The sequence below is a fragment of the Marinobacter sp. L-13 genome (assembly GCF_056857715.1).
The window spans coordinates 35,568-47,278 of record NZ_JBSXNQ010000057.1 but is presented as its reverse complement, the minus strand read 5'-3'; the positions used below and the strand labels follow the sequence as shown (position 1 = coordinate 47,278).

The window sequence follows — 11,711 nt, the reverse complement described above, 5'->3', positions numbered from 1 at the left end:
ATAATGGCGTTTGTCGGGCCGAATATGGTATAAACGCGCCCGCTGGAAACGAATCCAGCAAATTCACACACGTGTCGGCACGTTATCCCAGGGTGCCTGGTCCTGCTTTTAAAGGAGTCAGGTTGGGGTAATCGGATACGTGGAGGACTAACCCGAAGCTAAAAAGGTAACTATCATGGCTCAGGTAAATATGCGTGACCTGCTGAAGGCAGGTGCTCACTTCGGTCACCAGACCCGCTACTGGAACCCGAAAATGTCGAAGTTCATCTTCGGCGCCCGTAACAAGATTCATATCATCAACCTTGAGCAGACTGTTCCTGCCATGAACGACGCGCTGAAATTTGTTCAGCAGCTGGCAGAGAACAAGAACAAGATCCTGTTCGTTGGTACCAAGCGTGCCGCGGCCAAGATCATCAAGGAAGAAGCCGAGCGTGCCGGTCAGCCGTTCGTTAACCACCGCTGGCTCGGTGGCATGCTGACCAACTACAAGACCATCCGTCAGTCTATCCGTCGCTACCGTGACCTGGAAACCCAGAGTCAGGACGGTACTTTTGACAAGCTGACCAAGAAAGAAGCACTGGATCGTACCCGTGAAATGGACCGCCTTGAGCGCTCCATTGGTGGTATCAAGGACATGGGCGGCCTGCCGGACGCGATGTTCGTGATTGACGTTGACCACGAGCGTATCGCCATCAAGGAAGCCAACAAGCTTGGTATTCCTGTCATCGGTGTTGTTGATACCAACAGTGATCCCGACGGTGTCGATTACGTGATCCCGGGCAACGATGACGCTATCCGTGCGATCCAGATTTACGTGAAAGCCGTTGCTGATACCTGCATGGAAGCAGCCCAGTCTGCTGGTGCCGGTGCTGACGAGTTTGTTGAAGTCAGCGAAGACGCTGAAGGCGCTGCTCCAGCCGCTGAGTAACGTTTTACCTTCACGGTTTAGATGTAAGGTGTGCCTGGTGTTTTCCGAGGCACACCGCCCCACCGAATTCGGAACAGTTGAGAGGATTGAACATGGCTGCAATTACCGCTGCAATGGTCAAAGAGCTGCGTGAGCGTACCGGCCTTGGCATGATGGAATGCAAGAAGGCACTTGTTGAAGCCGAAGGCAGCGTTGACGCTGCGATCGAAGAGCTGCGCAAGTCATCCGGTCTGAAAGCTGCCAAGAAAGCCGGCCGTACCGCCGCTGAAGGCGCTTCACTGATCAAGATCTCTGACGACAACACCGTTGCCTTTATTCTGGAAGTGAACTCCGAGACCGACTTTGTTGCTCGCGATGACAACTTCCTGAACTTTGCCAACGACGTGCTGAACGTTGCGTTTGAAAATGGCGAAACCGACGTAGCCAAGCTGATGGAAGGCGATCTGGAATCCAAGCGTGAAGCGCTGGTTCAGAAAATCGGCGAGAACATTACTGTTCGTCGTGTCGTCAAGGTTGAAGGCCCGGTTGTTGGTGGATACGTTCACAGCAACAACAAGATCGCTTCGGTTGTCGCCCTGACTGCCGGTGATCCTGAAGTTGCCCGTGACATCGCCATGCACGCAGCTGCCGTTAACCCGCGTGTCGGCAAGCCGGAAGATATGCCGGCTGAAGAACTCGAAAGAGAGAAGGATGTGATCAAGGCCCAGCCGGATATGGAAGGCAAGCCTGCCGAGATCGTCGAAAAGATGATGGGTGGCCGCATCAAGAAGTTCCTCAAGGAGAACAGCCTTGTTGAGCAGCCTTTCGTCAAGAACCCGGACCAGACCGTGGGCGAGCTGATCAAGTCCAACGGCGGCGAGCTGGTTGGCTTCGTTCGTCTGGAAGTGGGTGAAGGCATTGAGAAGGAAGAAGTGGACTTTGCTGCCGAGGTTGCTGCTGCAGCCGGCACAGGCAAGGCCTGATCCTTCGTTCGATGCAGCGGGCTTTGAGCCACTGTATCACCTGAGTCTGCCACGTTAGCCGGGAATTCCCGGCTCTCGTGGCGGGCTTGTATCTGAGATACCCCTTTTTATGAGGAGTATGTCAGATACAAGCCTGCAACGGGTACCACGCCGGATAGCAGCCAACAGACGACAAGGGGATCATCATGCCGACATCATCGAAAACCCAGCCCAGATACAAGCGTGTTCTGCTCAAACTCAGTGGCGAGGCCCTGATGGGAGAGCACGATTTCGGTATTGATCCCAAAGTTCTTGACCGCATGGCACTGGAAATCGGTGCGCTGATTGGCATCGGCGTGCAGGTTGGCCTGGTGATTGGCGGCGGCAATCTGTTCCGTGGCGCAGCCCTGAATGCGGCCGGCATGGATCGGGTGACCGGTGATCATATGGGCATGCTGGCCACCGTGATGAACGGTCTGGCCATGCGTGATGCCCTGGAACGTTCGAACATCCGGACCCGTGTGATGTCCGCGATCCCCATGAGCGGCATCGTGGAGCATTACGACCGCCGTCGCGCGGTACGGGATCTTAAGGATGGCGATGTCGTGATCTTCTGCGCCGGTACCGGTAACCCTTTCTTCACGACCGATTCCGCTGCATGTCTGCGTGGCATTGAGATCGAGGCCGACGCGGTGCTGAAGGCTACGAAAGTGGATGGCGTATACTCAGCGGATCCGCACCTCGACAGCAGTGCAGAGAAATACGACTACCTCACCTATGATGAGGTTCTGGACAAGAAACTGGGTGTGATGGATTTGACAGCCATCTGTCTCGCCCGTGACCACGGCATGCCGCTGCGGGTGTTCGATATGAACCGTGCCGGCGCCCTTACTCGCATCGTAACTGGCGAGAAAGAAGGTACACTGATCGAATGAATCGCTGTCCCGGCCCCACAGGATCGTGGCGCCAGATTACAGAATGACATGACGAACGAATTGAGGATGCTGAAGTGATCAACGACATCAAAGCAGAAGCCGAAAAGAAAATGAAAAAGAGCCTGGAGTCCCTTAACTCCGCGTTCAACAAGATCCGCACCGGCCGTGCCCACCCCTCTATCCTGGATAGTGTCATGGTGAACTACTACGGCCAGGAGACGCCGCTGAAGCAGGTGGCTAGCGTCAACGTCGAGGATAACCGCACGCTGACGGTCTCTCCCTGGGAGAAAAACCTGATGCCGACCATTGAGAAAGCTATTATGGCGTCAGACCTTGGCCTGAACCCGGCGACCAGCGGCGATATCATCCGTATCCCGATGCCCATGCTGACAGAAGAAACCCGTAAGGAAATGGTTAAGCAGGCAAAAGCAGACGCCGAACATGGTCGTGTTTCCATCCGTAATGCGCGTCGTGACGCGAACAGCATGATCAAGGATCTGCTGAAGGAAAAGGAAATCACCGAAGACGACGAGCGCAAGGGCGAGGACGATATTCAGAAGCTGACTGACCGCTACATTGCAGAAGTCGAGAAGATGCTCAAGGCCAAAGAAGAAGACCTGATGGCGGTTTAACCGTCCGGACCTACTTGCAAGCGAATTGAAAGGCCGAAGCACCGAGGCGCTCCGGCCGCACAGGGGATTTCATGACGGGAACTGTATCCGCAGAGATTCCGGTGTCGGCAGACAGTCGGCCCCGGCATGTGGCCATCATCATGGACGGGAACAATCGATGGGCCAAGGCCCGTCGGCTCAAGGGAGTGGCTGGGCACAAGGCCGGTGTCGATGCGGTCAGGGCAGTGGTGGAAACCTGTGCCCGTGAAGGCGTGGAAGTGCTCACGCTGTTTGCCTTTTCCAGCGAGAACTGGCGCCGGCCCAAGGACGAAGTGTCGGCGCTCATGAAGCTGTTTCTGTTCGCCCTTGAGCGCGAGGTTCGCAAACTTCACCGGAACGATATCCGCCTGCGCATTATCGGTGATCGGTCAGCGTTCAGCACCTCACTGCGTGAACACATGGAGGCGGCTGAAGAGCTGACCCGCAACAACTCCCGGATGACCCTGGTAATTGCCGCCAACTATGGTGGTCACTGGGATATCACGCAGGCCACACGCAAGGTGGCCGAGCAGGTCCGTTCCGGGCAGTTGGCACCCTCTGACATCACCGATGACCTGATTCAGCAGCACCTCAGCATCGGTGACCTGCCAATGCCGGACCTGATGATTCGTACCGCAGGCGAGCAAAGAATCAGCAATTTCATGCTTTGGCACCTGGCTTACACAGAGCTTTACTTTTCACCGGTGTATTGGCCTGACTTCCAGCAGGAAGAGATGCTCAAGGCCCTGCAGGCCTATGCCGGCCGACAGCGTCGCTTTGGCCAGACTGATGATCAGATAGCGGCCAAGGCTGTACAACAATAACGAACGATAGCGACGTCAACCGTGTTAAAAACCCGAATTATCACCGCACTGATCCTCGCTCCTATCGCCATTGGCGGGATCTTTTTCCTCTCGCCCCTGGGTTTTGCGCTCTTTACCGGCGCCATCATTACCCTGGGCGCCTGGGAGTGGGCGAATATGTCCGGTATTGAGAGTCCTGCCGGTCGGGTTGGCTACGCACTGGCCACCGCTATCCTTCTTTACGGTCTGCTGAACGTTCCGTTTGTGGCAGTCCTCTGGTTATCGTTGCTCTGGTGGGGCGTGTGCTTTCTTCTGGTTCGCAGTTATCCCGGCGGCTCCGAAAAATGGGGCAGTCTCCCCGCAAGAGCCGTCATGGGGCTGTTCGTTCTGGTGCCGGCGTGGGTGGGCCTTAATCACCTGCGAACCGGCGGTTTCCAGTTTGGTGACAGTACCAACAACCTGCTGCTCATCCTCTACGTATTCTGTGTGGTGTGGGTTGCCGATATCGGTGCTTACTTCGCCGGTCGGGCGTTTGGTAAAGCAAAGTTGGCGCCCCGTGTCAGTCCTGGCAAATCATGGGCGGGCGTTTGGGGCGGCCTGATGGCCGTCGGGGTTTTTGCCCTGGTTGTCAGCTGGCTGGCTTCGGCGGGGACGGTTCAGACCTCGCTGCTAATTGTTGCCAGCCTCGCCACGGGTCTTGTTTCAGTGTTGGGCGATCTGCTGGAAAGCATGCTCAAAAGGCACCGTGGCATCAAGGACAGTAGTCAGCTGTTACCCGGTCACGGTGGCATCATGGACCGGATCGACAGCCTGACGGCGGCCATTCCGGTATTTGCATTGATTATTACCCAACTTGGTTGGCTGACAACCGGGCACTGGTGACTATGGTAACCCGCTCTATCAGTGTTCTCGGGGCGACCGGCTCCATCGGTCTCAGTACCCTGGACGTTGTTCGGCGCCACCCTGACCGCTTCTCGGTCTATGCGCTCACGGCCAGTACCCGTGCGGAAGAGCTCGCGGTCCTCTGCCGTGAATTCCGTCCGAAAGTGGCGGTCATGGCTGACCCTGAAGCGGCCGATGTCCTCTCAAAATTGCTGGCAGACCTGCCTGAAACTCGCGTGCTTGGCGGGCTGGAAGGGTTGTGCGAGGTGGCCTCCACCCCCGGTGTTGATACTGTGATGGCGGCTATCGTCGGGGCAGCGGGTCTTTCGCCAACACTGTCGGCGGTGCGGGCGGGAAAGCGGGTGTTGCTTGCCAACAAAGAAGCGCTTGTGATGTCCGGCAAACTGTTTATGGATGCCGTGGCCGAAGCGGGGGCAGAATTGCTGCCGATCGACTCTGAGCACAACGCGATTTTCCAGTGCATGCCGGCCGACAAGGTCCGGGACCCTGCCGGTGCCGGCATCACTCGTATACTTCTGACAGCCTCCGGGGGCCCGTTCAGGGAACATTCTGCCGAGGATCTTCGATCGGTAACGCCCGCCCAGGCCTGTGCCCATCCGAATTGGTCCATGGGGCAGAAGATTTCCGTGGACTCGGCCACCCTGATGAACAAGGGCCTCGAGCTCATTGAAGCCTGCTGGCTGTTCAACACCACGCCCCAGAAAGTTGAGGTGCATGTCCACCCTGAGAGTATTATCCACTCGATGGTTGAATATGCCGATGGCTCCGTTCTGGCCCAGCTTGGCAGTCCCGATATGAGAACACCGATTGCCAACGGCCTGGCCTGGCCGGAGCGTATTGACGCTGGTGTCCCGCCTCTGGACCTGTTCGCGATCGGCCGCTTTCACTTTGAGCGGCCAGATCTGGTGCGTTTCCCCTGCCTGCGCCTGGCTGCCGAAGCGTTTGAGGCGGGCGGCACTGCCCCGGCGGTTCTTAATGCCGCCAATGAAGTGGCTGTTGCCGCTTTTCTTGAGGGTAGCCTGTGTTTTTCGGATATCCCCGTTATCATAGAGCGAACGCTCGCTGTGACCGCCGTTGAGCCCGCCGACAACTTTGACGTTATCTTCGCCAAGGATAAAGAAGCACGGGCTTGTGCACGGGAACAGATAGGTCTGTTAACTGTCTGATAGTCGCAGCAGAATGCTGCCCGGCTGAAGCCATTCAATCAGGAACGCTATGCAGATTATTGAAACCGTCCTCGCACTTGCGCTTACCCTGGGCATCCTGGTGACCCTTCACGAATACGGTCATTTCTGGGTTGCCCGGCGTTGTGGCGTAAAAGTACTTCGCTTTTCCGTGGGTTTCGGGAAACCGATGTTTTCCTGGTACGACAAGCATGGGACCGAGTTTGCCGTCGCCGCCATTCCTCTGGGCGGCTATGTAAAAATGCTGGATGAGCGGGAAGGGCCAGTTCCTGAGGAGCTGAGAGATCAGGCCTTTACCTCCAAGCCTCCGAGCCAGCGTATTGCCATTGCGGCGGCCGGTCCCGTGGCCAACTTCCTGTTCGCCATTTTTGCTTACTGGCTGCTGAGTGTGGTTGGCGTTACCCATGTTGCACCCATTGTCGGGCAGATCGCTGACGAGAGTGTGGCCGAGCGGGTAGGTCTTCAGGAGGGTATGGAGATTCACGCTGTGGATGGCCATCGCGTCAGTTCGTGGCGCGATGTGAATATGCGCATTCTGGAGCGGACCGGCGAGCACGGTCTGATTTCCATGGAGGTATCGGAAGATGGCGCCCGCGGTACAGTCAGCGGTGAGCTTTCCGGTTGGGGCCTGAGTGACGATACTCCCAATCCGTTAGCCGAGTTCGGCATTACGCCATGGCGCCCGGCTGTTCCGCCGGTATTGGGGCAGATTTCCGATGGTGGCCGCGCTCAGGCTGCCGGCCTGCAGCCCGGGGATCGCATTGTGGCCGTGGGCGGCGAGCCGATCAGTAGCTGGTTTGAGCTGGTCGAGTTTATTCGCAATGCCCCGGAGCAGACACTTCAGGTAACCATCGAGCGTAATGGTGCGGAACAATCCGTCAGCGTGACACCGGAAGCGAAGACTCAGGAAAGTGGTGAGTCAATCGGTTTTGTCGGTGCCGGTGTGGAAGCTATCTCATGGCCAGAAGAGGTGCTGCGTGATGTCAGCTACGGCCCATTCGCCGCCGTTCCGGTCGCCCTCAGCGAAACCTGGGCGGATACCCGCTTGACACTGGTGGCCATCAAGAAGATGGTCACCGGCCTGTTGTCACCCACCAACCTCAGTGGACCAATTACCATTGCCCGGGTTGCTGAAGCCAGTGTCAGTTCCGGGTTCGAAGACTTCGTGCGTTTTCTTGCCTATCTGAGCGTGAGCCTGGGCATTCTGAACCTTCTGCCTGTGCCGGTGCTAGATGGTGGTCATATCGTTTACTACACCATCGAAGCTCTCCGTGGGAAGCCGCTTTCCGAGCAGGCTCAGGCGTTTGGATTACGAATTGGTATGGCAATGATCCTCACATTAATGGTGTTTGCTCTTTACAACGACCTGATGCGGTTGTGAGAATTGCGAGCTCCTTACGCGCATTAACCAGGCGAAATATTTGAATGAGACGTTCTCTTCTAGGTGTAGCCGTTGGCCTCGCTGTAGCCGTGTCCGGCCTGAAGCCAGCATTTGCTGATCAGTTCACTGTTGCGGATATTGAGGTGGAAGGCCTGCAGAGGGTATCTGCGGGTACTGTTTTTTCCGCGTTCCCTGTCAATATTGGCGAGCAGGTGGACGAGACCGAGCTGGCTGATGCGATCAAGTCGCTGTTCCGGACCGGTCTTTTCACCGACATTGAGGCCAGCCGGGATGCCGGTGTGCTTATCCTGACGGTTCGTGAACGACCCTCCATCAGCGATATCGAGATTGAGGGCAACAAGAACATTGAAACCGAGATGTTGATGGATGCCCTCGCTGGCGCCGGGCTTCAGGAAGGCCAGGTATTCCGGCGTGCGACTCTTGAACGTCTGGAACTGGAAATTCTGCGCTCTTACATTGCCCAGGGGCGCTACAACGCCCGGGTAAAGGCAACGGCCGAGGAGCTGCCCAGAAACCGCGTTGCGATTCGCCTGGATATCAATGAGGGGTCGGTCGCTGCGATCCACCATATCAACCTGATCGGCAACAAGGACTTCAGTGACGAAGAACTGCAAGAGCTGTTCGAGCTGCAGACCACGAGCTGGTGGAACTCAATTACAAACTCGGACAAGTACGCGAGAGAGCGCCTGAGTGGCGACCTTGAATCGCTGCGGTCGTTCTATCTTGACCGTGGTTATCTGGATTTCAACGTCGAGTCCAGCCAGGTATCCATTTCGCCTGACAAACAAAAAGTCTTCATCGCGATTGCCCTGAATGAGGGGCCTCAGTACACCATTTCCGAGATTAACCTTCGTGGTGAGCTGATCATGGGTGAAGAGGAGCTGCGCTCGCTGATTCCTGTTGAGGAGGGCGACGTATTCTCCCGATCCCGCATGACGGCAATTTCCGAAGCCCTGTCGTTCCGCCTCGGCCGTGAGGGCTATGCCTTTGCCAGCGTGAACGCCGTGCCGGAACCCGGCGAGGACAATACCGCCGCGGTGACCTTTTTCATTGAGCCGGGCAAACGGGCCTATGTGCGACGGATCAATTTCGAGGGCAACGTGTCGACTCGTGACGACGTTCTCCGCCAGGAAATGACGCAGATGGAAAGGGGCGTGGCTTCTTCGGATCGTATCGACTTCTCCAAGACCAGACTGGAGCGTCTCGGCTTCTTCGAGATGGTGAATGTTGAGACGGTACCAGTTCCGGGCACCGACGATCTGGTTGATGTGAACTACTCCGTGGCAGAACAGCCGACGGGCAGTCTTTCCGCTTCCGTCGGTTTCTCGCAGCAGTCCGGGGTGATTCTTGGCGCCAACGTGTCCGAGAATAATTTTTTCGGTACCGGGAAGCGCGTCTCTTTCGGTGTCAACGTGAGTAATTTTGTCAAAAGCGCAAACGTCTCCTACCTGGACCCTTACTACACGGTTGACGGCGTAAGCCGTGGCTACAGTCTTTTTGCCCGGCAAACCGATTATGAGGAAGAGTATATCTCCGCCTTCCTGCTGGACGAATATGGCGGCCGTATCACCTTCGGTTATCCCACGGACAATATCACCCGTTTGAACTTTGGGGCCGGGTTTACCCAGTCCAATCTTAAGGAAGGCCGGTTCACCTCACAGGAGGTCATTCAGTTCATTGATGAGGAAGGGGATTCGTTCAATAACTTCTTCCTCTTCGGCAGCTGGCGCCGCAGTACTTTCAACCGGGGTGTTCTGCCCAGTGATGGCCATAGCCAGTCGTTGTCGCTTGACGTAGCAGTGCCGGGCAGCGATCTGACCTTTTACAAGGTGACACACAAGACCGATTTCTACTATCCGGTGACTGACGATAATCGCTGGATCTTACGGGCGCGTTCAGAGATCGGTTATGGTGATGGTTACGGAGATCGGACCCAGATGCCGTTTTACGAGTACTTCTATACAGGGGGCTACGGATCGGTTCGGGGGTACCGGGCCAACTCCTTGGGTCTCCTTGCTACGAACAACGTCAACGACCTCTCACGCCCGGATCCGTTCGGCGGTAACCTGCTCACTGAAGGTGGTGTTGAGCTGATATTCCCCACGCCCTTTGCCGGTGATACCCGCTCCATGAGAACGGCGTTTTTCCTGGACGCAGGTCAGGTGTTCGACACTGCGCGCGGTTTCGATCCGGAACTGAGCGAAATCAGAATGTCCGCCGGTATTGGCTTCCAGTGGATTACCGCTGTTGGCCCGCTGGCCTTCAGTCTGGCGAAGCCGCTGAACGACAAGCCGGGTGATGACACCCAGGTATTCCAGTTCTCGCTGGGCCAGACCTTCTAGCGCATGGATAATAACAACCTACGGATGAAAATCAGGAGAAAACCAATGTCCCGATTCATGTTGATATTCGCCGCCATGGTTATGGCGTTTTCATTCCCGGCCATGGCTGAAACCCGAATTGGTGTGGTGGACCTGCGTCAGGCACTGTTCTCTTCAGACGATGCCAGGACCTTCAGCGAATCCCTCCAGAAGGATTTTGCGGGCGATGAGGCCCGGGTGCGCGAAGCTCAGGAAGAGGCCCGCAAGCTCCAGGAGCGCCTGGAGAAAGACGGTGCCATGATGAACGAGAGCGAGCGCAACAAACTGGCCGGTGAGTTCCAGGAAAAGGTAAAAGAGTTCAACTTCCTGAAGCAACGGCTCGATTCAACGGTGAATCAGCGTAAGCAGGCATTTCTGGAGCAGGCCCGTCCCGAGGTGGACGCGGCGGTCAAGGAGCTTCTTGAAGAGAACAATCTCGATCTGATCCTGCCCAGCGAAGCCGTTGTCTATGTGAAGCCTGAAATGAACCTGACCTCTCAGCTTCTTGAAAAACTGAACCGTTAATCTGTGACGGGCACCCCGGTGCCCTGATCGTTGCTTGGGAGCGCGCAATGACAGAAAGGTCCTATCGCCTGGGGGATGTTGCCAATGCCCTGGGTGCGGAGCTGCGGGGTGATCCTGATATCAGGGTATCGGGGCTGGCGACGTTGCAGGCCGCCGTGCCCGGCCAGATCAGTTTTCTCGCTAACCCTTCCTATGGCAAGTATCTGGCGGATACACGTGCTTCGGCGGTTATTGCTTCGCCGGCCTCGGCGAAGGATGCTCCGACCAACGTCCTGTTACTGGACAACCCCTACCTCGGCTATGCTCAGCTGAGCCACTGGTTTGATCCCGCGCCTGTTGCTTTGCCCGGCGTTCACGCGACTGCTGTGGTCGATCCGTCGGCCAGCATCGCTGACGATGCCTGTATCGGTCCTAATGTGGTGGTGGAAGCAGGGGCTGACATTGGCGAGAAAGTCGTCGTGGGAGCCGGCTCGGTTATTGGCGCCCGCGCCAGGGTCGGGGCCCGGACTTTAATCCGGCCACGGGTGACTCTGGCTCACGATGTGGTCATTGGCGAGCGTTGTCACATCCTCAGTGGCGCCGTTATTGGCTCCGACGGTTTTGGTTTTGCTAATGAGAAGGGTGTATGGCACCGGATCGCACAGCTCGGTCGGGTTGTTCTGGGGAGTGATGTGGAAGTGGGTGCCAACACCACCATTGATCGTGGCGCTCTCGACGACACCGTCATCGGTGATGGGGTGAAACTCGACAACCTCATCCAGATTGCCCATAACGTTCGCATCGGCGATCACAGCGCCATGGCGGCGATGGTTGGCATTGCCGGCAGTACCCGCATTGGACGGCACTGCGTATTCGGCGGCGCCTCGGGTGTGGCTGGTCATCTGGAGATTGCTGATCAGGTTCATCTGACAGGTATGACCCTGGTAACGGGCGACATTCGTGAGCCCGGGGTCTATTCATCCGGCACCAGCGCCGATAGCAACCGTCAGTGGCGCAAGAATGCTGTCCGCTTCCGGCAGCTGGATGCGCTGGCAAGACGGGTAAAAGAACTGGAAAAGAAATTAGAGGGCTGAGGCCGAT

The 11,711-nt window shown here is 56.8% G+C and carries 11 protein-coding genes; all 11 read left to right on the top strand.

Annotated features, from left to right (window positions below; genetic code table 11):
• Positions 1 to 175: 175 nt before the first annotated feature.
• Positions 176 to 928: a 30S ribosomal protein S2 gene (gene rpsB / locus AC13DD_RS12535; protein ID WP_008170383.1), complete on the top strand. Its 753-nt coding sequence runs from the start codon at positions 176 to 178 to the stop codon at positions 926 to 928.
• Positions 929 to 1,020: 92 nt separating this feature from the next.
• Positions 1,021 to 1,890, top strand: coding sequence for a translation elongation factor Ts (gene tsf / locus AC13DD_RS12530; RefSeq protein ID WP_008170381.1), 870 nt, complete (start codon positions 1,021 to 1,023; stop codon positions 1,888 to 1,890).
• Positions 1,891 to 2,075: 185 nt separating this feature from the next.
• Entirely contained in the window at positions 2,076 to 2,804 is a 729-nt protein-coding gene (gene pyrH / locus AC13DD_RS12525) for a UMP kinase (RefSeq protein WP_008170379.1), read from the top strand.
• 74 nt (positions 2,805 to 2,878) lie between these two features.
• Complete coding sequence (gene frr, locus AC13DD_RS12520) at positions 2,879 to 3,436, top strand: ribosome recycling factor (protein WP_008170376.1); 558 nt, start codon at positions 2,879 to 2,881, stop codon at positions 3,434 to 3,436.
• Between the two features lie 71 nt (positions 3,437 to 3,507).
• The gene (gene uppS / locus AC13DD_RS12515; RefSeq protein ID WP_008170374.1) at positions 3,508 to 4,278 is read left to right on the top strand and encodes a polyprenyl diphosphate synthase; all 771 of its coding nucleotides are present in this window, start codon (positions 3,508 to 3,510) and stop codon (positions 4,276 to 4,278) included.
• A 21-nt stretch (positions 4,279 to 4,299) separates the two neighbouring features.
• Complete coding sequence (locus AC13DD_RS12510; RefSeq protein ID WP_273084738.1) at positions 4,300 to 5,139, top strand: phosphatidate cytidylyltransferase; 840 nt, start codon at positions 4,300 to 4,302, stop codon at positions 5,137 to 5,139.
• Positions 5,140 to 5,141: 2 nt separating this feature from the next.
• Positions 5,142 to 6,326: a 1-deoxy-D-xylulose-5-phosphate reductoisomerase gene (gene ispC / locus AC13DD_RS12505; RefSeq protein WP_273084795.1), complete on the top strand. Its 1,185-nt coding sequence runs from the start codon at positions 5,142 to 5,144 to the stop codon at positions 6,324 to 6,326.
• 49 nt (positions 6,327 to 6,375) lie between these two features.
• Entirely contained in the window at positions 6,376 to 7,725 is a 1,350-nt protein-coding gene (gene rseP, locus AC13DD_RS12500) for an RIP metalloprotease RseP (RefSeq protein WP_008170369.1), read from the top strand.
• Between the two features lie 44 nt (positions 7,726 to 7,769).
• Positions 7,770 to 10,088, top strand: coding sequence for an outer membrane protein assembly factor BamA (bamA, locus tag AC13DD_RS12495; RefSeq protein WP_482931242.1), 2,319 nt, complete (start codon positions 7,770 to 7,772; stop codon positions 10,086 to 10,088).
• Positions 10,089 to 10,133: 45 nt separating this feature from the next.
• A complete protein-coding gene (locus AC13DD_RS12490; protein WP_092031642.1) occupies positions 10,134 to 10,631 on the top strand; it encodes an OmpH/Skp family outer membrane protein in 498 nt (165 codons plus the stop codon).
• 47 nt (positions 10,632 to 10,678) lie between these two features.
• Positions 10,679 to 11,704, top strand: coding sequence for a UDP-3-O-(3-hydroxymyristoyl)glucosamine N-acyltransferase (lpxD, locus tag AC13DD_RS12485; RefSeq protein ID WP_104270325.1), 1,026 nt, complete (start codon positions 10,679 to 10,681; stop codon positions 11,702 to 11,704).
• Positions 11,705 to 11,711 lie beyond the last annotated feature (7 nt).